The sequence below is a fragment of the Burkholderia sp. 9779_493 genome (assembly GCF_015712215.1).
Lineage (GTDB): Bacteria > Pseudomonadota > Gammaproteobacteria > Burkholderiales > Burkholderiaceae > Burkholderia > Burkholderia cenocepacia.
This window is the reverse complement of sequence record NZ_JACCQA010000004.1, coordinates 53,753-73,616: the sequence shown is the minus strand read 5'-3', so window position 1 is coordinate 73,616 and position 19,864 is coordinate 53,753. Positions and strand designations below refer to the sequence as shown.

Annotated in this window: 20 protein-coding genes; 16 read left to right on the top strand and 4 right to left on the bottom strand. The window is 67.6% G+C overall.

Features of this window, described 5'->3' with window-relative positions; genetic code table 11:
• Positions 1–63: 63 nt before the first annotated feature.
• The 16 genes from H0X95_RS04935 to ureG all read left to right on the top strand — a co-directional run bounded on the left by H0X95_RS04935 (position 64) and on the right by ureG (position 14,855).
• Positions 64–720 carry a protein-L-isoaspartate O-methyltransferase family protein gene (locus tag H0X95_RS04935; RefSeq protein WP_006488564.1) on the top strand — a complete coding sequence of 219 codons (657 nt, stop codon included), beginning with the start codon at positions 64–66 and terminating at the stop codon, positions 718–720.
• A gap of 14 nt (positions 721–734) precedes the next feature.
• The gene (locus H0X95_RS04930; RefSeq protein WP_006488544.1) at positions 735–1,058 is read left to right on the top strand and encodes a rhodanese-like domain-containing protein; all 324 of its coding nucleotides are present in this window, start codon (positions 735–737) and stop codon (positions 1,056–1,058) included.
• 371 nt (positions 1,059–1,429) lie between these two features.
• The gene (gene urtA / locus H0X95_RS04925) at positions 1,430–2,737 is read left to right on the top strand and encodes an urea ABC transporter substrate-binding protein (RefSeq protein WP_006496630.1); all 1,308 of its coding nucleotides are present in this window, start codon (positions 1,430–1,432) and stop codon (positions 2,735–2,737) included.
• A gap of 139 nt (positions 2,738–2,876) precedes the next feature.
• Positions 2,877–4,496, top strand: a complete 1,620-nt coding sequence (gene urtB, locus H0X95_RS04920; protein ID WP_124674528.1) for an urea ABC transporter permease subunit UrtB — start codon at positions 2,877–2,879, stop codon at positions 4,494–4,496.
• A 1-nt stretch (position 4,497) separates the two neighbouring features.
• On the top strand, positions 4,498–5,685 hold the full coding sequence (urtC, locus tag H0X95_RS04915) for an urea ABC transporter permease subunit UrtC (protein WP_196445918.1): 1,188 nt from the start codon (positions 4,498–4,500) through the stop codon (positions 5,683–5,685).
• Positions 5,682–6,536 (top strand): urea ABC transporter ATP-binding protein UrtD, encoded by an 855-nt coding sequence (gene urtD / locus H0X95_RS04910; RefSeq protein ID WP_006488543.1) that lies wholly within the window; start codon positions 5,682–5,684, stop codon positions 6,534–6,536. The genes urtC and urtD overlap by 4 nt, the downstream gene beginning before the upstream one ends.
• A gap of 4 nt (positions 6,537–6,540) precedes the next feature.
• Complete coding sequence (gene urtE, locus H0X95_RS04905; RefSeq protein ID WP_006488540.1) at positions 6,541–7,233, top strand: urea ABC transporter ATP-binding subunit UrtE; 693 nt, start codon at positions 6,541–6,543, stop codon at positions 7,231–7,233.
• Positions 7,234–7,380: 147 nt separating this feature from the next.
• A complete protein-coding gene (locus H0X95_RS04900) occupies positions 7,381–8,448 on the top strand; it encodes a hypothetical protein (protein ID WP_196445917.1) in 1,068 nt (355 codons plus the stop codon).
• On the top strand, positions 8,436–9,305 hold the full coding sequence (locus H0X95_RS04895) for a nucleotidyl transferase AbiEii/AbiGii toxin family protein (protein ID WP_048986247.1): 870 nt from the start codon (positions 8,436–8,438) through the stop codon (positions 9,303–9,305). The genes H0X95_RS04900 and H0X95_RS04895 overlap by 13 nt, the downstream gene beginning before the upstream one ends.
• 119 nt (positions 9,306–9,424) lie before the next feature.
• Positions 9,425–10,300: an urease accessory protein UreD gene (locus H0X95_RS04890; protein ID WP_196445916.1), complete on the top strand. Its 876-nt coding sequence runs from the start codon at positions 9,425–9,427 to the stop codon at positions 10,298–10,300.
• 232 nt (positions 10,301–10,532) lie between these two features.
• A complete protein-coding gene (locus H0X95_RS04885) occupies positions 10,533–10,835 on the top strand; it encodes an urease subunit gamma (RefSeq protein ID WP_006491064.1) in 303 nt (100 codons plus the stop codon).
• Positions 10,836–10,843: 8 nt separating this feature from the next.
• Entirely contained in the window at positions 10,844–11,149 is a 306-nt protein-coding gene (locus H0X95_RS04880) for an urease subunit beta (protein WP_006491066.1), read from the top strand.
• A gap of 29 nt (positions 11,150–11,178) precedes the next feature.
• Positions 11,179–12,885 carry an urease subunit alpha gene (gene ureC / locus H0X95_RS04875; protein ID WP_006491061.1) on the top strand — a complete coding sequence of 569 codons (1,707 nt, stop codon included), beginning with the start codon at positions 11,179–11,181 and terminating at the stop codon, positions 12,883–12,885.
• Positions 12,886–12,903: 18 nt separating this feature from the next.
• Positions 12,904–13,524, top strand: a complete 621-nt coding sequence (gene ureE, locus H0X95_RS04870) for an urease accessory protein UreE (protein ID WP_196445915.1) — start codon at positions 12,904–12,906, stop codon at positions 13,522–13,524.
• A complete protein-coding gene (locus H0X95_RS04865; RefSeq protein WP_196445914.1) occupies positions 13,511–14,191 on the top strand; it encodes an urease accessory protein UreF in 681 nt (226 codons plus the stop codon). The genes ureE and H0X95_RS04865 overlap by 14 nt, the downstream gene beginning before the upstream one ends.
• A gap of 16 nt (positions 14,192–14,207) precedes the next feature.
• Positions 14,208–14,855 (top strand): urease accessory protein UreG, encoded by a 648-nt coding sequence (gene ureG, locus H0X95_RS04860; protein ID WP_058901948.1) that lies wholly within the window; start codon positions 14,208–14,210, stop codon positions 14,853–14,855.
• A gap of 65 nt (positions 14,856–14,920) precedes the next feature.
• Here ureG and waaA read toward each other — a convergent pair whose 3' ends face one another.
• The 4 genes from waaA to H0X95_RS04840 all read right to left on the bottom strand — a co-directional run bounded on the left by waaA (position 14,921) and on the right by H0X95_RS04840 (position 19,790).
• Entirely contained in the window at positions 14,921–16,282 is a 1,362-nt protein-coding gene (gene waaA, locus H0X95_RS04855) for a lipid IV(A) 3-deoxy-D-manno-octulosonic acid transferase (RefSeq protein ID WP_006496637.1), read from the bottom strand.
• A gap of 37 nt (positions 16,283–16,319) precedes the next feature.
• Positions 16,320–17,204, bottom strand: coding sequence for a Kdo hydroxylase family protein (locus tag H0X95_RS04850; protein WP_006485119.1), 885 nt, complete (start codon positions 17,202–17,204; stop codon positions 16,320–16,322).
• Positions 17,205–17,227: 23 nt separating this feature from the next.
• Positions 17,228–18,223: a lipopolysaccharide heptosyltransferase I gene (gene waaC, locus H0X95_RS04845; protein ID WP_034200910.1), complete on the bottom strand. Its 996-nt coding sequence runs from the start codon at positions 18,221–18,223 to the stop codon at positions 17,228–17,230.
• A 172-nt stretch (positions 18,224–18,395) separates the two neighbouring features.
• Positions 18,396–19,790, bottom strand: a complete 1,395-nt coding sequence (locus H0X95_RS04840; protein ID WP_196445913.1) for a phosphomannomutase/phosphoglucomutase — start codon at positions 19,788–19,790, stop codon at positions 18,396–18,398.
• Between the last annotated feature and the right edge of the window lie 74 nt (positions 19,791–19,864).

The window sequence follows — 19,864 nt, the reverse complement described above, 5'->3', positions numbered from 1 at the left end:
TTTGGTACAATCACGAAGTTTCTCTATCCCCGCTGATGGCCGACCTGGCTGCGTGACCACACCATGAATATCGAAAACGCGCGTTTCAACATGATCGAACAGCAGATCCGTCCGTGGGACGTGCTGGATCTGGATGTCCTGGGCCTGCTGTCGATCGTCAAGCGTGAAAACTACGTTCCGGCCCAATACCGCGATCTCGCATTCGCCGATCTCGAACTGCCGCTGCCCGGCGGCGCCAGCAAGATGCTGTTCCCGCGCGTCGAAGCGCGCGTGCTGCAGGAGCTGGGCGTCAAGAAGCACGAGAACGTGCTGGTGATCGGCGCGGGCTCGGGTTACCTCGCCGCGCTGTTCGCGCATCGCGCGCAGCACGTGACGGCCGTCGAGATCGATCCGGCGATCGCGAAATTCGCGGAAGACAACCTGCGCAACGACGGCGTGACCAACGCCGAAGTCGTGCTCGGCGACGGTTCGCGCGGCTGGGCCGCGAAGGCGCCGTACGACGTGATCTGCGTCGCGGGCGGCCTGCCGGTCGTGCCGCAGGAAATGCTCGAACAGCTCAAGGTCGGCGGCCGCCTGTCGGCGTTCGTCGGCGGCCGTCCGGTGATGAAGGCGCAGATCATCACGCGCATCGACGACAAGCAGTACCGCGTGGCCGACGTGTTTGAAACGTACATCGACCACCTCGTCAACGCGATCGAGCCGTCGCGCTTCAAGTTCTGAGCGGCGGAGCCTCCATGCAGATCCTGACGCCCGCGATGCTCGCGGAATGGCTCGGCGACACGGCGCGCCCCGCGCCGGTCGTGCTCGACGTGCGCGAGCCGTGGGAAATCGCGACCGCGCAGATCGCCGGCAGCGTGTCGATTCCGATGCAGCAGATTCCCGCGCGCAGCGAAGAGCTCGACGACGAAGCGGAAATCGTCTGCGTGTGCCATCACGGGATGCGCAGCGCGCAAGTCGCGATGTTCCTCGAATCGCGCGGCTTCACCAAGCTGTACAACCTGCAAGGCGGGATCGACGCGTGGTCGCGCGACGTCGATCCGTCCGTGCCGCGCTACTGACCGATCCTTCCGGCCGCGCATCACGCGCATCACGCGCATCACGCGCGGCCGCGCCGCCCGGCCCCCGCCGCCGGCCGCACCGATCCGCCGAACGGGCGCGCATTGCGCGCCCGTTTCTCTTTTCCGCGCGCCGTTCCGTCGTTTCCCGCGTCGCGGCGCCGCGGCACCGCCGTGCACCATTTGCGCCCGCGCGTCTGCACCGCAACGGACCGCGCATGCTGCACGACGCGTCATCCGCACCGCCCCGATGCCCGCCGATGCCCCGCGCAGGCACGCCGGACGTGCATCCGCGCGACTGGCACATGCCTTGCGTTACACGATGGCCGGCGCCGCCACGGCGCACGCACATCCAACACGACAAGGGGATCCCGATGAAACGTCGCAGTCTGTTGAAGTTCGGTTCGATGGCCGGCGCGCTCGCGCTGGCGGGCAAGAGCCCGTTCGCGCACGCGGCCGATGCGGGCACCGGCCCGATCAAGGTCGGCATCCTGCATTCGCTGTCGGGCACGATGGCGATCTCGGAGACGTCGCTGAAGGACACCGCGCTGATGACGATCGCCGACATCAACAAGAGCGGCGGCGTGATGGGCCGCAAGCTCGAACCGGTGGTGGTCGACCCGGCGTCGAACTGGCCGCTGTTCGCCGAAAAGGCGCGCCAGCTGCTCACGCAGGACAAGGTCGCGTGCGTGTTCGGCTGCTGGACGTCGGTGTCGCGCAAGTCGGTGCTGCCGGTGTTCGAGGAGCTGAACGGGCTGCTCTACTACCCGGTGCAGTATGAAGGCGAGGAAATGTCGCGCAACGTGTTCTACACGGGCGCCGCGCCGAACCAGCAGGCGATTCCCGCCGTCGAGTACCTGATGAGCGCGGAAGGCGGCGGCGCGAAGCGCTTCTTCCTGCTCGGCACCGACTACGTGTATCCGCGCACGACCAACAAGATCCTGCGCGCGTTCCTGAAATCGAAGGGCGTGAAGGACGCCGACATTCAGGAGGTCTACACGCCGTTCGGCCACAGCGATTACCAGACCATCGTCGCGAACATCAAGACCTTCGCGCAGGGCGGCAAGACGACCGTGGTCTCGACGATCAACGGCGACTCGAACGTGCCGTTCTACAAGGAGCTGGGCAACCAGGGGATCAAGGCGACCGACGTGCCGGTGGTCGCGTTCTCGGTCGGCGAGGAAGAGCTGCGCGGGATCGATACGAAGCCGCTGGTCGGCCACCTCGCCGCGTGGAACTACTTCATGTCGGTGAAGAACCCGACCAACACGAAATTCAAGGACCAGTTCGCCGCATGGGTGAAGGCGAACAACCTGCCGGGCGGCGCGAAGCGCGTGACCAACGATCCGATGGAAGCGACCTACGTCGGCATCCATATGTGGAAGCAGGCCGTCGAGAAGGCGAAGAGCACCGACGTCGACAAGGTGCGCGTCGCGATGATCGGCCAGACGGTCGCCGCGCCGTCGGGCTTCACGCTCGCGATGGACGGCAACCATCACCTGCACAAGCCGGTGATGATCGGCGAGATCCGTGGCGACGGGCAGTTCAACGTCGTGTGGAAGACGAAGACGGCCGTGCGCGCGCAACCGTGGAGCCCGTTCATCGCGGGCAACCAGGGCAAGCCGGACGTCGTCAGCTCGATTCCGGCGTTCCTGCGCCGGCAGCGCGCCGCGCTGGCCTGACGTCGAGCGGCGCGTCGCGCTTCGTGTGCGACGTGCCGCCCGCCCGCTGCCGATGCGCCGGCCACGCTTGCCGTGACGGACCGTCGGCAACGGCGCAGCGCCGCCCCACTCCGCTTCCCACGCCCGACAGGATTTCCCGATGCCAACACGCTTTCGCCGAGCCGCCCGCGCGATCGCGGCATGCGCCGCCCTCGCGGGCCTGCTGCCGCACGCCGCGTTCGCGCTGACGGCGGCCGATACCGCCGCGCTCGCCGGCGACGACTTCGACGCGAAGACGGCCGCGATCGAACGGCTCGCCGCCGACACCGATCCGCGCGCCGTTGCGGTGCTCAACGCACTGTCGAGCGGCGATGCGCTCGCGACCGGCGACGGCCGCCTGCTGATCCAGGCCGGCGACTCCGCACACGACGCGCTCACGCAAGCCGCGACGCCGGCCGGCGACGCGCAGCCGGTGATGCTGAACAACCTGCTGCGCACGAAGATCGCCGGCGCACTGTCGGGTCTCGCGCTCGCGTCGCCGGACATCGCCGCGCGCCGCGACGCGATCGACGCGCTGCTGAAGTCGCCCGACCCGGCGCTCAAGCCGATGATCGACCGCGCCCGCGCGAAGGAAACCGATCCGGCGCTGAAACGCCGCCTCGATGCGCTGTGGGCGATCGCCGCGCTGCACGATCCCGATCCGGCGAAGCGCCTCGAAGCCGTGCAGGTGGTAGCCGCGCGCAGCGATCTCGACATGATCGAACAACTGCGCCCGCTCGTCGCGAAAAACGCGGACGGCAGCTACGCAGAGCCCGACGCGCGCGTGCGCGACGCCGCGCAACACGGTCTCGATACGTTGCACGCGCTGCAGCGCCGCGGCGAAATCGTCGGCACGGTGTTCGCCGGCCTGTCGCTCGGCAGCGTGCTGCTGCTCGCCGCGCTCGGCCTCGCGATCACGTACGGGCTGATCGGCGTGATCAACATGGCGCACGGCGAATTCCTGATGATCGGTGCGTACGCAACCTATGTCGTGCAGACGCTGATCCAGCGCTACGCGCCCGGCGCATTCGACTGGTATCCGCTCGTCGCCGTGCCGGTGTCGTTCGCGGTGGCCGCGCTCGTCGGCATCGTGCTCGAACGGCTCGTGCTGCGGCACCTGTACGGCCGCCCGCTCGAAACGCTGCTCGCGACCTTCGGCGTGAGCCTGATCCTGATCCAGGCGACGCGCATGCTGTTCGGCGCGCAGAACGTGCAGGTCGTGAACCCGTCGTGGATGAGTGGCGGCGTGACGGTGATGCAGAACCTGATCCTGCCGTACAACCGGCTCGCGATCCTCGCGTTCGCGCTCGCGGTGGTGGTCGTCGCGTGGGCCGTGCTGACGAAGACGCGGCTCGGCCTGTTCGTGCGCGCGGTCACGCAGAACCGCCGGATGGCCGCCTGCGTCGGCGTGAAGACCGCGCGGGTCGACGCGTATGCGTTCGCGTTCGGGGCGGGCATCGCCGGCCTCGGCGGCTGCGCGCTGTCGCAGATCGGCAACGTGGGCCCCGATCTCGGCCAGAACTACATCATCGACTCGTTCATGGCCGTCGTGCTCGGCGGTGTCGGGCAGATCGCCGGCACCGTGCTCGGCGGCTTCGGACTCGGCCTCGCGAGCAAGGCGATCGAACCGTTCTGGGGTGCCGTGCTCGCGAAGATCGCGGTGCTCGTGATGATCGTGCTGTTCATCCAGAAACGCCCGCAGGGCATGTTCGCCCCGAAGGGCCGCAGCGCGGAGGCTTGACGTGACTTCATTCACCGATTCGATATCGAACCCGGTCGCCGACACGTCGAAGCCCGCTGCCGCCGGACGCGCGGCGGACGGCTTCGCGCTCGGCCTGCCGCTCCGCCCCGCGCTGCTGTCGCGCCGCGCATGGCTCGCGCTCGTCGCGCTGTGCGTGGCGATCGGCATCGGCGTGCCGCTCGCCGCACTCGTCGCGCCCGAAGCCAGCGCGTTCCACCTGTCCGCGTACGCGATGACGCTCGCGGGCAAGCTGATGTGCTACGCGATCGCCGCGCTCGCGCTCGACCTCGTGTGGGGCTACTGCGGCATCCTGAGCCTCGGCCACGGCCTGTTCTTCGCGCTCGGCGGCTATGCGATCGGCATGTACCTGATGCGCGAGATCGGCCGCGACGGCAAGTACGGCAGCGACCTGCCCGACTTCATGGTGTTCCTCGACTGGCACCAGTTGCCGTGGTACTGGAGCGGCACGCAACATCTCGCGTGGGCGCTCGCGCTGGTCGTGCTGGTGCCGGCCGTGCTCGCGTGGGTGTTCGGCTTCTTCACGTTCCGCTCGCGCGTGAAGGGCGTGTACCTGTCGATCATCACGCAGGCGCTGACGTTCGCCGCGATGCTGCTGTTCTATCGCAACGAGACGGGCTTCGGCGGCAACAACGGCTTCACCGACTTCAAGCGCATCGCCGGCTTCGCGATCACGTCGCCGGGCACGCGCACGGTGCTGTTGCTGCTGACGTTCGCGACCCTCGTGCTCGCGTTCATCGCCGCGCGCGCGATCGTCACGAGCAAGCTCGGGCGCGTGGTGACCGCGGTGCGCGACGGCGAGACGCGGCTGATGTTCCTCGGCTACAGCCCGCTCGCGTACAAGCTGTTCGTGTGGACCGTGTCGGCCGTGCTGTGCGGCATCGCCGGCGCGCTGTACGTGCCGCAGGTCGGCATCATCAATCCCGGCGAGATGTCGCCCGGCAACTCGATCGAAATGGCGATCTGGGTCGCGGTGGGCGGACGCGGCACGCTGATCGGGCCGATCGTCGGCGCGTTCGCGGTAAACGGCGCGAAGAGCGTCTTCACCGCGTACTTCGCCGAATACTGGCTGTTCTTCCTCGGTCTGATCTTCGTGCTCGTGCCGCTCTTGCTGCCGCGCGGGATCATGGGCCTCGTCGAAACCGTGCTCGCGAAGGGGAAACGCGCATGAATGGAACGGCGCTCTACCAGTTCACGCCGCCCCCCGAGGACGAGCTGACCGTCAGCGGCAGCGCGTCGATGGGGCGCGTCGTGCCGCCCGGCATCGATACGTCGCACGGCACGATTCTCTATCTCGAGGACATCGAGGTGAGCTTCGACGGGTTTCGTGCGCTGAAGAAGCTGTCGCTCTCGATCGACGCGGGCGAGCTGCGCTGCGTGATCGGCCCGAACGGCGCGGGCAAGACGACGATGATGGACGTCATCACCGGCAAGACGCGGCCCGATGCGGGCAAGGTGTTTCTGGGCCAGACGATCGACCTCGCGCGGATGAACGAACCCGAGATCGCGCGGGCGGGCATCGGCCGCAAGTTCCAGAAGCCGACCGTGTTCGAACAGCATCCGGTATGGGAAAACCTCGAACTCGCAATGCAGACCGACAAGGGCTGGCTCGCGTCGCTGCGCGCGCGGCTCGACCGCACCGCGCAGGCGAAGATCGAGGAGACGCTCGCACTGATCGGCCTCGAAAGCCATGCGTATCGCGCGGCCGGCGAACTGTCGCACGGCCAGAAGCAGCGGCTCGAAATCGGCATGCTGCTGATGCAGCGCCCCGCGCTGCTGCTGCTCGACGAGCCGGCGGCCGGGATGACCGACCACGAGACGATGGAACTCGCCGAGCTGCTGAACACGCTGCGCGGCACCTGCTCGATGATGGTCGTCGAGCACGACATGGAATTCGTCGCGGCGCTCGCGGGCGACACGGGACGCGTGACGGTGATGGCCGAAGGCGCGGTGCTCGCGCACGGCACGCTCGACCAGGTCAAACGCGACGACGCGGTGATCGAGTCTTACCTCGGACGATGATGCGATGCTGAAAATCGAAGCGCTGAACCAGTACTACGGCGGCAGCCATATCCTGCGCAACGTGAACCTCGTCGCCGACGACGGCAAGCTCACCGTGCTGCTCGGCCGCAACGGCGTCGGCAAGAGCACGCTGCTGCGCTGCCTGATGGGCGTCGTCGCCGCGAAAAGCGGCAGCGTGTCGTGGCGCGGCACCGCGCTCGGCGCACTGCCGCCGTATGCGCGCGTCGCGGCGGGGCTCGCGTACGTGCCGCAGGGCCGCGACATCTTTCCGCGGCTCACCGTCGAGGAAAACCTGCTCGTCGGCGCGGCGAGCCGCAAGGCGCCGTCGAAAGTGCCCGATCGCATCTACGACCTGTTCCCGGTGCTCAAGGACATGCGCGCACGGCGCGGCGGCGACCTGTCGGGCGGCCAGCAGCAGCAGCTCGCGATCGGCCGCGCGCTGATGAGCGAGCCGCAGTTGCTGATCCTCGACGAGCCGACCGAAGGCATCCAGCCGTCGATCATCCAGGACATCGGCCGCACGCTGCGCCAGCTCGTCGACGAATCGCGGATGACCGTGCTGCTCGTCGAACAGTATTACGATTTCGCGCAATCGATCGCCGATCGCTACTGGGTGATGAGCCGTGGCGAGATCGTCGCGGGCGGGGAGGCACAGGACATGGAGACGAACGGCGTGCGGGAGCTGATCGCGGTGTAGTGAAGGCTTAGACGAATGTCGAGAGACGATAACGATTTCATTAAAATAGGCCATTTCAACAACCGCTGAAGCTTCGGATTCCAGTGAAAACTTGACCGATTTCACTGAAATGCTATTCTTCAGCGAATGTTGAAATCCATCCAATCAATGAACAGGATCGAAATCCAGGCGCGCAGCGTGCTGGAACAGGTGCTGTCGCGTGTGCCGATCGTCGTCATCGACAACATCCGCTCGGACCTGCCGACGAGCAGTCGCCCGGTCGATCTCGTCGCCCACGTCCGGGCGGACGGTACGCCCTATCAGCTGCTCTGTGAAATATTACCGAACGGACAACCCCGCTACGTCAACAACGCACTGCTGCAAATCCGTGAACATGCGGCATACGGCGCACTAGACGCAGTGCCGATCCTCATCGCCCCTTATTTTTCACCAGGTACGCGTGCGCTGTGCCAGCAATATCAGGTCGGGTACCTGGACATGGAAGGAAACGCGCAGATCGCCTTTGGCGGCGTGTTCATCGAGCGTCAGATGACCGAACGCCCCGTCATCGAACGTCGTGAACTCAAATCCCTTTTCAAGCCAAAGGCGGCACAGATACTTCGGGCGATGCTGCGCGACCCGCACCGTGCCTGGAAAGTCGCGGAACTGGCCGATGTCACCGGTGTGAGCATCGGGCAAGTCAGCAACGTGCGCACGGCCCTGATCAATCGAGAATGGGCTGCGACGACGCGTGATGGAATCTATCTGTCGCGACCTGATGCCGTGATCGATGCATGGCGCGACAGCTACGAAGCGCCGGCAGGCGAGCGTCACGCGCTCTACACGACACTGCATGGTGCCGCACTCGAAAATGACGCGCGCGAAACGCTCGGTATGGTCAACAAGGAAATACCTGGTGCAGCAGCGTTTGCATCGTTCTCAGCCGCAAACTGGATCGCGCCCTACGCTCGCTCGTCCATCCAGTACTTCTATGCAACGCAGGCCGGCCTCGGCCGGCTGACGGCCGCGCTGAAACTAAAGCCCGTGCCGCGCGGCGAAAACGTCGTCATCACGCTCGTCAAGGATGAAGGGCTGCTTGCTGACACGATCGAGCCGGCTACCGGCGCCATTTGCACAAGCCCCGTTCAGACCTATCTCGACCTTACCCTCACTGGCGAGCGTGGCGAAGAAGCCGCCCACCATTTACGTGAAGCGACGATGACATGGCCGCAATGACCCCGCAGGAGCCGCAATCTGCGGCGCATTATGATGATCGAACGACTGCCGCGGTCAAATCCGTGCTGATCGAAATCGGTCAGATTCTTGGCAGTTTCAAAGGGAAATTTGCGGTGATTGGCGGAGCCGTGCCCTGGCTGCTGCTCGATAACGATGAAATGCATCACGTGGGCACGATCGACATTGATCTGAGTCTGGATGCGGAAGCACTCGCGGACACCGCGTATGTCGCCCTAATCGACGCGCTGATGGGCAACGGCTACGAGCAACGCGAAACGCTGCGGCGCTTTCAGCTTGTACGGAACGTGACAACAACTGACGGTGGTCCGTCGATCGACGTCATCGTCGATTTTCTGATGCCTCGACATGCCGAAATCGAAAAGCGCATTCCACCGCTGCTCGGCAACTTCGCGGTCCAACGCGCAGACGGTGCAGATCTCGCGACTCGCTTCTACCAGATGACGGCAATCTCGGGACCAATGCCGAACGGCGGCATGAATACGGTCGAAGTTGCCGTTTGCTCGATTCCGGCGCTGCTTGCGATGAAAGGCTATGCACTGAATGGTCGACTCAAGCAGAAGGACGCGTACGACGTATATTTCTGCATTCGAAACTACACCAACGGCATCGACGGCCTTGCGCAGGCCTGCCGTCCGTTGCTCGATTTCGACAGCGGCGCCACCGGATTCCGCTACATTGCGGAAAAGTTCGACACGCCAGATGGCTTCGGCCCTACTTCAGTGCGACGCTTCGTCGAGGACACACGCATACTCGGAGATCGAACGCCGGACCAATGGCAGCAGGATGCGTTCGGACAAGTCGACGCACTGCTGCATGAGCTCGGGTTGCGACGGTAACCGGAGACAACATGCAACCGCTCACGGACCCATCTCAACGCTATTCGAATGCGCAGCAGTAGCGCGCGCCTTGGTTAATGTTCTTGTAGCATCCCTGCTCGAGCCCCCCACGTTCAAAGATGTCCGCCCCTGACTCCCACGCCTCGCTGTCCCGCCCCGCCGTCGCCAAGTCGTGGCGCGGCCGCCTCGAACTCGGCTTCGAGCGGCATGGTGCGCGCACGATGCTCGCGCACCGGCTGCACGACGGCCCGCTGCGCGTGCAGCGGCCGCTGTACCCGGAAAGCGACGCGATCTGCCACGCGGTGATCGTGCATCCGCCGGGCGGCGTCGCGGGCGGCGACCGGCTCGACATCGACATCGCGCTCGGCGACGGCACGCACGCGGTGCTGACGACGCCCGGCGCGACCAAGTGGTACAAGTCGAACGGCCTCGACGCGACACAGCGTATCGGCATCGCGGTCGGCGCGCATGCGAAGCTCGACTGGCTACCGCAGAACAACCTGTTCTTCGACGCGGCGCACGCGGCGCTCGACTTCACGGTGACGCTCGGCGCAGGCGCGAGCGCGATCGGCTGGGACGCGACGCAGCTCGGCCGGCAGGCGGCCGGCGAAACCTGGTCGGCGGGACGCATCGCGTCGACCTCGGCGCTCGTCGATGCCGACGGCCGGCCGCTGTGGACCGAGCGCGCGCTGCTCGACGCGCGCGACCCGCTGCGCGGCGCGCTGCAGGGCCTCGCCGGCTTTCCCGTCTACGGCACGCTGTGGGCCGCCGGCGCCGCGTGCGACGCCACGCTCGCCGAAGCGCTCGCCGCGCGCATGCCGTTCGACGACACGCTGCGCGCGGGCGCCACCTGCGTGACGCCCGGCGTCGTGCTCGTGCGTGCGCTCGCGACGTCGATGGAAGCGCTGCAGCGCCACTTCACCGACTGCTGGCTGCAGTTGCGGCCGGTCGTGCACGGCGTCGACGCGCGGCCGCTGCGTCTCTGGCAAACCTGAACGCGCGCATCACGCACCGTTTCGGCGCAACGCGCGACACGCGCCGCACCCTCTCCATGCATCGCGCACCACGAACGCGCATCGCACCGCGTGCGATGCACATGGCACGCACCTTGCTCCTTACATAAGCGATACACGACGCACGCAAAACAGCGCGGTGCTACGATGAACCGCGCGCCCGCCCGTTGCGTGCGCACCGATAAAAATTACGTTTTCCTGAACGTCTGCCTTCATGAAACTGACTCCCCGCGAAAAGGACAAGCTGCTGATCTTCACGGCGGCGCTGCTCGCCGAACGCCGCCGTGCGCGCGGCCTGAAGCTCAACTATCCGGAGGCGGTCGCCTTCATCACCGCGGCGCTGATGGAAGCCGCGCGCGACGGCAGGACGGTGGCCGAGGTGATGCACTACGGCACGACGCTGCTCACGCGCGACGACGTGATGGACGGCGTGCCGGAAATGATTCCCGACATCCAGGTCGAAGCGACCTTCCCCGACGGCACGAAGCTCGTGACCGTCCACCACCCGATTCCGTGAGGCCCCGCATGATCCCCGGCGAAATCCTCACCGACGACGGCGAACACGAACTGAATGCGGGCCGTGCGACGCGCTCGCTCGTCGTCGCGAACACCGGCGATCGCCCGGTGCAGGTCGGCTCGCACTATCACTTCTTCGAAGTCAACGACGCGTTGTCGTTCGACCGCGCGGCCGCGCGCGGCTTCCGGCTCAACATCGCGGCCGGCACGGCCGTACGCTTCGAGCCCGGCCAGACGCGCACCGTCGAGCTCGTCGCGCTCGCGGGCGAGCGCGCCGTCTACGGTTTTCAGGGCAAGGTGATGGGGCCGCTGTAAGCCGCGCCCCGCTCTTCAGGAACAGCAACATGACACTACGCTTGAGCCGCCGCGCGTACGCGGAAATGTTCGGGCCGACGACGGGCGACCGCGTCCGGCTCGCCGATACCGAACTGCTGATCGAGATCGAACGCGACTTCACCACGTACGGCGAGGAAGTGAAATTCGGCGGCGGAAAAGTGATCCGCGACGGGATGGGCCAGTCGCAGCGCGTGGCCGCCGACGTGCCCGACACCGTCATCACGAACGCGGTGATCCTCGATCACTGGGGCATCGTGAAGGCCGACATCGCGATCAAGCACGGCCGCATCGCCGCGATCGGCAAGGCCGGCAACCCCGACATCCAGCCGGGCGTGACGATCGCGATCGGCGCCGCGACCGAAGTCATCGCCGGCGAAGGGCTGATCGTGACCGCGGGCGGCATCGACACGCACATTCACTTCATCAGCCCGCAGCAGATCGACGAGGCGCTCGCGTCTGGCGTCACGACGATGCTCGGCGGCGGCACGGGGCCGGCCACCGGCACCAACGCGACGACCTGCACGCCGGGCCCGTGGCACATGGAGCGGATGCTGCAGGCCGCCGACGGCTGGCCGATCAATCTCGGCTTTCTCGGCAAGGGCAACGCGAGCCTGCCGCAGCCGCTCGTCGAGCAGATCGCGGCCGGCGCGATCGGTTTGAAACTGCACGAGGACTGGGGCACGACGCCCGCCGCGATCGACAACTGCCTGTCGGTGGCCGACGACACCGACACGCAGGTCGCGATCCACACCGACACGCTGAACGAGGCCGGGTTCGTCGAATCGACGGTCGCCGCGTTCAAGGGCCGCACGATCCACACGTACCACACCGAAGGTGCGGGCGGCGGCCATGCGCCCGACATCCTGAAGGTGTGCGGCGAGATGAACGTGCTGCCGTCGTCGACCAATCCGACGCGCCCGTACACGATCAACACGCTCGACGAGCATCTCGACATGCTGATGGTGTGCCATCACCTCGATCCGTCGATCGCCGAGGATCTCGCATTCGCCGAATCGCGCATTCGTCGCGAGACGATCGCGGCCGAGGACATCCTGCACGATCTCGGCGCGCTGTCGATGCTGTCGTCCGATTCGCAGGCGATGGGCCGCGTCGGCGAAGTGATCATCCGCACCTGGCAGACCGCGCACAAGATGAAGGTGCAGCGCGGTGCGCTGCCGGAGGACACCGCGCGCAACGACAACTTCCGCGCGAAGCGCTACGTCGCGAAGTACACGATCAACCCGGCGCTCACGCACGGCATCGCGCACGAAGTCGGTTCGATCGAACCGGGCAAATGGGCAGACCTCGTGCTGTGGGAACCCGCGTTCTTCGGGATCAAGCCGTCGATGATCCTCAAGGGCGGCATGATCGCGCTCGCGCAGATGGGCGACCCGAACGCGTCGATCCCGACGCCGCAGCCGGTTCACTATCGCGAGATGTTCGCGACGCGCGGCGGGGCGCTCGCGCGCACGTCGCTGACCTTCGTGTCGCAGATGGCGGCCGATGCGGGCATCGCGGAGCGCTATGGCCTCGCGAAGCGGATCGTGCCGGTGCGCAACTGCCGCAACGTGACGAAGGCCGACATGATTCACAACGCCTGGCGTCCGTCGATCAGCGTCGACCCGGAAACCTACGACGTGATCGCCGACGGCCAGTTGCTCACCTGCGAGCCGGCGACTGTGCTGCCGATGGCGCAGCGCTATTTCCTGTTCTGATTCGAGATCCTCGGTTTCATGCGCACCCTCGACAAACGTATTGCCCCGAACGTGAAACTCGCCGCGTCGCTCGTCGCGCGCGCGCCGACGCTCACGCTCGCCTATGACGCCCGCTGCAAGAGCCGCCTCGCGGCGACGCTCGATACCGGCGAGGACGTCGCGGTCCTGCTGCCGCGCGGCACCGTGCTGCGCGACGGCGACGTGCTCGTCGCCGACGACGGCGCGCTCGTGCGCATCGCCGCGGCGCCCGAAACCGTGCTGCTCGTGCGCGCGACCGACCCGCTCACGCTGATGCGCGCCGCGTACCATCTCGGCAACCGTCACACGCCGGTCGAGATCGGCGACGGCTACCTGAAGCTCGAAGCCGATCCGGTGCTCGCGGACATGCTGCGCCGGCTCGGCACGCGGGTCGAAGAGGCACGCGCGCCGTTCCAGCCGGAAGCCGGTGCGTACGGCGGCGGCCACAAGCACGGGCACGACGCGACGTTCGCCGAGGATTACGCGCTCGCGCAGCAGGTGTTCGGCGAACATCACGGGCATGCGCATTCGCACGATCACGATCACGATCACGATCACGATCACGATCATCAGCATGGTCCCGGCTGCACGCACGGTCACCACGGTCATGACCACCACTGAACTCGTCGCGCTGCTGCACCTCGCGTCGCCGGCGCTGCCGATCGGCGCATACAGCTATTCGCAGGGCCTCGAAGCCGCGCTCGACGCGAACCTGATCCGCGATGCCGATTCCGCGCGCGACTGGATTGCCAGCGGCCTGACCGATGTGCTCGCGCACGGCGAACTGCCGTTCCTCGCACACCAGCTCGCGCGCTGGCAGACCCACGACACGCGCGCGCTCACCGCCGAAAACGCGTGGTTCGTCGCGAGCCGGGAATCGGCCGAGCTGCGCCGCGAAACCGAACAGATGGGCTGGTCGCTCGCGCAGCTGTGCGCGTCGCTCGAATGGGGCGACGCCGCACGCCGCGCGACGCTCGCGTCGCTGTCGCCGATCGCGCTGCCGACCGCATTCGCGTACGCGGCCGCCGCACACGATGCCAGCGCCGACGCGACGCTCGCCGCGTATGCGTTCGGCTGGGTCGAGAACCAGACGTCCGCCGCGCTGAAGGCCGTACCGCTCGGCCAGCTCGCCGGGCAACGCATCATCGTCGCGCTGCGCGGCGCGATCGACGCGGCCGTGCGCCGCGCGCTCGCGACACCGCCCGACGCCGTCAACACGTTCGCACCGCAGCTCGGCATCCTGTCCGCGCGGCACGAAACCCAGTATTCGCGGTTGTTCCGCTCCTGAACCTCTTCGCCCGACCATGAACGCACCCGCTCCCTCCCCCGCCCGCCGCACGAAGAAACTGCCGCCGCTGCGCGTCGGCATCGGCGGCCCCGTCGGCTCCGGCAAGACCACGCTGCTCGAAATGCTGTGCAAGGCGATGCGCGACCGCTACGACCTCGTCGCGATCACGAACGACATCTATACGAAGGAAGACCAGCGACTGCTGACGGTCGCGGGCGCACTGCCCGAGGAACGCATCATGGGCGTCGAGACGGGCGGCTGCCCGCACACGGCGATCCGGGAAGATGCATCGATCAACCTCGAAGCCGTCGACCGGATGCTCGCGCGCTTTCCCGATGCCGACATCGTGTTCATCGAGTCCGGCGGCGACAATCTCGCGGCGACCTTCAGCCCCGAGCTGTCGGACTTGACGATCTACGTGATCGACGTCGCCGGCGGCGAGAAGATTCCACGCAAGGGCGGCCCCGGCATCACGAAGTCCGACCTGCTCGTGATCAACAAGACCGACCTCGCGCCGCTGGTCGGCGCGAACCTCGACGTGATGGCGTCCGACACGCGGAAGATGCGCGGCGAGCGGCCTTACGTGATGACGAACCTGAAGGCGCTCGACGGCGTCGCGGACGTGATCGCGTTCATCGAGAAGAAGGGTTTGCTGACGGTGTGAGCGGCGCGGCGGCGCCCAGCGACGCCGCCACGCGAGTCCGGGCGGCATCGCGCCGCCCGCGCCGTCTATGCGTCGTCGTCCGGAGCGTCCTGCACGTCCGGCAGCGCGCGCGCGCCGGTTGCGGCAGGCGGCAACAGCGCGGCGAGCACGTCGACCGTGCGCGCGGTCGCGCCGCGGTGACGCGATGCGAAGGCCGCGCCGGCCGCGCCCATCGCGATGCGCCGCGCGTTGTCGGCGAACAGCGCGTCGAGCACGTGTGCGAGATCGAGCGGATCCTCGACCTGCATCGCCGCACCGGCCGCGACCGCATCGGCGGTCGCCTGCGTGAAGTTGAACACGTGCGGCCCGATCAGCACCGGCACGCCGACCGCGCACGCTTCGATCAGGTTCTGCCCGCCGAGCGGCAGCAGGCTGCCGCCGATGAACGCGATGTCGGCCGCCGCGTAGTACGCACCGAGCTCGCCCATCGAATCGCCGAGCAACACCGTGACGTCGTCCGGCAGCGGGTCGGCCGCCGGCCGGCCCGCTGCGAGCGCGGCCGCATCGGCCGCCCACACCGAGCGCCGCACGCACTTGAGCCCGCTGCGCGCGACGAGCGCCTCGACCTCGGCGAAGCGCTGCGGATGACGCGGCACGAGCACCAGCAGCGCGCCGGGCGTACGCATTTCCGCGAACGCCTGCAACACCAGCGCTTCTTCGTTCTCGCGCGTGCTGGCGGCGACCCACACCGGCCGCGCGCCGATCGCGTCGCGCCACGCATGGCCGCGTGCCGCGAGTTCCGGCGGCGTCGTCATGTCGAACTTCAGGTTGCCGAGCACGGTCACGTTGCGGGCGCCGAGCGACGTCAGCCGCTCCGCATCGGCCGGGCTCTGCGCGAGCACGCGCGAGAAGCCGCCGAACACGTCGCGCGTCGCCGCGCCGAACTTCGCCGCGCGCCGGAACGAACGCGCGGACATCCGCGCATTGGTCAACACCAGCGGCACGTCCGCGCGGCGACACTCGTCGATCAGCGTCGGCCACACCTCGGTTTCCATCACGAGGCCGAGCGTCGGCCGCCATGCACGCAGGAAGCGCCGCACCGCGCCCGGCATGTCGTACGGCAGGTAGCAGCGCAGCACGCGATCGCCGAAGATCTGTTCGCCCGTCGCGCGGCCGCTCGGCGTCATGTGCGTGAGCAGGATGCGCGCATCGGGGCGCGCGCGCATCAGCGCATCGATCAGCGGCTGCGCGGCGCGCGTCTCGCCGACCGACACCGCATGCACCCAGATCAGCGGTGCGCGGTCGTCGCGCGAGCGGCCCGCGACGTGACCGAAGCGCTCGGCGATATGCTCGCGATAACCGCGCTCCTTGCGCGAGCGCACGTAGAGCCGGATGACCGCGGCCGGCGCGACGAGCCACCACAGCGCGCGATAGATCGCCCTCAGCATGCGGCCGCCCGGGTATTGCGTCGAAGCAGGCGCGCGCTCAAACCAGCGCCCTGCCCGTCAGGCGTTCGAGAATGCCGAGCGGCGCGCATTCGCGGCGAACCATCGCGTCGACCGGCAGGAAGAAGGTCTGCTCGAGCATGAACTGGCCCGACATCACAGCGTGCGAAGTCTGATCGGAAAAACATATCCACACGCTGCCCGGCGGAAACGGCATCGTTTGCTGCGGACACGTCTTCTGGTAGTCGAGGTCGGCCTTCATCCCGTCGTGCAGGTTCAGCATCAGGTGGTCGTATGCGCTGCGCGGCGATTTCGTCACGTGCAGCAGGTTCAGCAGCCACGCCGAGCCCGGGAACTGCGGCCGGATCTTCGGCAGGAAGCGCTTCGCGACGTCCTCGAACGGCTCGCCGACACGCCACACGCGCGGTGCGCCGGCCGGATTCACGTTCGTGAACACGCGCAGGATGCGCTCGCCGTAGTTCGGCCGCGACGGGAACGCGTCGACGTGCAGCCGGCTGTCGTCCTTGCGCCACGACGTCTGGCGCGTTTCGACCTGCATCAGCCGCAGGCTCGTCGGCGCGACGCGCAGCTTGCCGCGGTATTCGGGAAAGAGGCCGTCGACGAGCGTGCCGGCCTGCTGCTGGAAGCGCGCGACGAGCGCGCGCACGGCCGACTGCGTGACGCTGTCGCCGAGCACGCCGGCGAGCGCGCCGCCGTTCGGCGCGAGGCTGATGTTCTTGCGTTTCGGATCGGCGAGCGCCGGATCGAGCAGCGCTTCCTCGCCGCCTTCGATCGCGAAGCGCAGGTGCGGGAAATACAGCACCTTGCCTTCCTCGACCGCGGCCAGCAACTGCTCGCGCGGCGCCGACAGGTTGTGTCCGCTCCAGTCGGCGGACGGGACTTCGATGATCTGGGATTCGCTCATGATCGGTTCGCGTGTGGACAGCGTTACAGGAGGCCGAAGCCCGCGAGCGCCGACTTCACCTGCGCGATCGACGGGGGCTGCCCCGCCGTGCCGAGATTGACGACGTTCGGCGACCAGTAGCCGCCGGTCCGCCAGGCCGTCGCGAAATTGTACAGTTCGACCGTCGGGCGCTTCAGCGCGGCCGCGATGTGAACCAGACCTGTATCAACCCCGACCGTCGCGGCCGCGCCGTCGATCAGCCCGACCACGGCCGGCAGCGACAGCTTCGGCGGCACGATCGCCGCCGCGCCGAATTCCTTCGCGAGCCGCTCGCTGGTCGCGCGTTCCGCGTCGTTGCCCCACGGCAGCACGAGCGACGCGCCGCGCCGCACCAGCGCCTGGCCGAGCTCGATCCACGCGGCGTCCGGCCACTGCTTGTCGGCGCGCGACGTCGCGTGGACGAACACGACGTACGGCACCGGCAAGTTCAGGCCGAGCGCGGCCACCGCGAGCGCTGCCGCCCGCGTGTCGAGGCCGAACGCGACGGGGTCGGCCGGGGTCGGCGCCGGGTCGTCCAGCGCGGCCGCGACCAACTGGCGCGAGCGCTCGACGACGTGCGTGCGCGGCGCGATCGGCACGCGCTTGCGGTAGAAGAAGCGCACCGGCCACTCGTAGCCGGCGCCGTCGGTGCGGTTGCCGAGCCCGACGAGCGGGCCGCGGGCCCAGCTCGCGACCCACGCGGTCTTGATGAGGCCCTGGCAGTCGATCACGAGGTCGTACTGCTCGGCCGCGAGGCGCCGGCGGAACGCGCGGATCTCGCGCCACGTGGCCCCCGAGAACGGCTTCTTGCGCCAGCGGCGCAGCGAGAACGGCAGCACGTTGCGCACGCCGTCGACGAGCCGTACGAGGTCGACGAAGCTTTCCTCGACGAGCCAGTCGATCTGCGCATCGGGGTGGCGGCGCCGGATATCGGCGATCACCGGCATGTTGTGCACGACGTCGCCCAGCGACGACACACGCACGATCAGGATCTTTTGCACGCTGAAAAAACGCCGGCTGGCAGCCGGCGACAGACATAAAGGGGGGATTTTATCCCGCCCGGAGGGCCGGACAGACAAAAAGCGGTCACGCGCCCGGGGCGCGCGCCGCTTTTCAAGACAAACCCGGCCGATGAGCCGGGCGTCGTACGGGCGGCCCGCCGGCCGCCGGCGCTCAGAACGGCAGCTTGACGTCCGGCTTCGCGGCCGTCAGCACGCGGCGGAAGTCTTCCTGGATGCGCTTGAGCCCTTCCTGCGTCTCGGCTTCGAAGCGCATCACGACGACCGGCGTCGTGTTCGACGAACGCGCGAGGCCGAAACCGTCCGGGTACTCGACACGCAGGCCGTCGATCGTCACGACTTCGTCGGCGCCGTCGAACTTCGCTTCCTTCTGCAACTGCTCGATCAGGCGGAAATTCTCGCCTTCGTCGAGCCAGAGCTGCAGTTCCGGCGTGCTCATCGCGTCCGGCAGGCTGTTGAGCAGCGCGCTCGGATCGGCCGTCTTCGCGAGAATTTCCAGCAGGCGCGCGCCCGTGTACAGGCCGTCGTCGAAGCCGTACCAGCGATCCTTGAAGAACACGTGGCCGCTCATTTCGCCGGCCAGCGGTGCACCCGTCTCGCGCAGCTTCGCCTTCACGAGCGAATGGCCGGTCTTCCACATCAGCGGCTCGCCGCCCTTCGACTTCACCCACTGCGCGAGGTGGCGCGTGCACTTCACGTCGTAGATGATCTGGGCGCCGGGGTTGCGCGCCAGCACTTCTTCCGCGAACAGCATCAGCTGGCGGTCCGGATAGATGATCTGGCCGTCCTTCGTGACGACGCCGAGACGGTCGCCGTCGCCGTCGAACGCGAAGCCGAGCTCCGCATCGGTGTCCTTCAGCGCCTGGATCACGTCCTGCAGGTTTTCCGGGTGGGCAGGATCGGGGTGGTGGTTCGGGAATGTGCCGTCGATGTCGGTGAAGCGCTCGACGAGTTCGCAGCCGAGCGCCTTGAACAGGCGCGTCGCAAGCGGGCCCGCGACGCCGTTGCCGGCGTCGACGACGAGCTTCAGCGGCCGCGCGAGCTTCACGTCGCCGACGATGCGCGCGATGTACTGATCCGCGACGTCGATTGCTTCATACGTGCCGCTGCCCGTCTCGAACCGCTCGTCGACGATGCGGCGGTACAGCGCCTGGATCTGCTCGCCGTAGATTGCGGCGCCGCGCAGCACCATCTTGAAGCCGTTGTAGTCGGGCGGGTTGTGGCTGCCCGTGACGACGATGCACGAATCGACGCGGCGCTCGCCGCCCTTCAGCGCGAGCGGCACGTTCGCCGCGAAATAACCGACCGGCGTCGGCACCATGCCGACGTCGACGACGTCGACCCCGGCCGCACGCAGGCCGTCGGTCAGCGCGCCGACCAGTTCCGGCCCGGACAGGCGGCCGTCGCGCGCGACGACGACCGCATCGCCGCCCTGCGCACGCACTTCGCTGCCGAATGCCCGGCCGATCCCGCGCGCCGTGTCGACGTCGAGGGTCTTGCCGACCACGCCACGAATGTCATATGCCTTGAAGATGGATTGGGAGATCATCGATTCTCTTCTCTCGGTTGCGTGCATGAAAAATTGTCTGGCTTGCGTGGCCGCCGCTCGCGGGTGCCGCGCAT

Bases quoted from the DNA above. Each gene is read 5' to 3' on its own strand.
- H0X95_RS04935 (WP_006488564.1), top strand. From the start codon at position 64: ATGAATATCGAAAACGCGCGTTTCAACATGATCGAACAGCAGATCCGT.
- H0X95_RS04930 (WP_006488544.1), top strand. From the start codon at position 735: ATGCAGATCCTGACGCCCGCGATGCTCGCGGAATGGCTCGGCGACACG.
- urtA (WP_006496630.1), top strand. From the start codon at position 1,430: ATGAAACGTCGCAGTCTGTTGAAGTTCGGTTCGATGGCCGGCGCGCTC.
- urtB (WP_124674528.1), top strand. From the start codon at position 2,877: ATGCCAACACGCTTTCGCCGAGCCGCCCGCGCGATCGCGGCATGCGCC.
- urtD (WP_006488543.1), top strand. From the start codon at position 5,682: ATGAATGGAACGGCGCTCTACCAGTTCACGCCGCCCCCCGAGGACGAG.
- urtE (WP_006488540.1), top strand. From the start codon at position 6,541: ATGCTGAAAATCGAAGCGCTGAACCAGTACTACGGCGGCAGCCATATC.
- H0X95_RS04900 (WP_196445917.1), top strand. From the start codon at position 7,381: ATGAACAGGATCGAAATCCAGGCGCGCAGCGTGCTGGAACAGGTGCTG.
- H0X95_RS04895 (WP_048986247.1), top strand. From the start codon at position 8,436: ATGGCCGCAATGACCCCGCAGGAGCCGCAATCTGCGGCGCATTATGAT.
- H0X95_RS04890 (WP_196445916.1), top strand. From the start codon at position 9,425: ATGTCCGCCCCTGACTCCCACGCCTCGCTGTCCCGCCCCGCCGTCGCC.
- H0X95_RS04885 (WP_006491064.1), top strand. From the start codon at position 10,533: ATGAAACTGACTCCCCGCGAAAAGGACAAGCTGCTGATCTTCACGGCG.
- H0X95_RS04880 (WP_006491066.1), top strand. From the start codon at position 10,844: ATGATCCCCGGCGAAATCCTCACCGACGACGGCGAACACGAACTGAAT.
- ureC (WP_006491061.1), top strand. From the start codon at position 11,179: ATGACACTACGCTTGAGCCGCCGCGCGTACGCGGAAATGTTCGGGCCG.
- ureE (WP_196445915.1), top strand. From the start codon at position 12,904: ATGCGCACCCTCGACAAACGTATTGCCCCGAACGTGAAACTCGCCGCG.
- H0X95_RS04865 (WP_196445914.1), top strand. From the start codon at position 13,511: ATGACCACCACTGAACTCGTCGCGCTGCTGCACCTCGCGTCGCCGGCG.
- ureG (WP_058901948.1), top strand. From the start codon at position 14,208: ATGAACGCACCCGCTCCCTCCCCCGCCCGCCGCACGAAGAAACTGCCG.
- waaA (WP_006496637.1), bottom strand. From the start codon at position 16,282: ATGCTGAGGGCGATCTATCGCGCGCTGTGGTGGCTCGTCGCGCCGGCC.
- H0X95_RS04850 (WP_006485119.1), bottom strand. From the start codon at position 17,204: ATGAGCGAATCCCAGATCATCGAAGTCCCGTCCGCCGACTGGAGCGGA.
- H0X95_RS04840 (WP_196445913.1), bottom strand. From the start codon at position 19,790: ATGATCTCCCAATCCATCTTCAAGGCATATGACATTCGTGGCGTGGTC.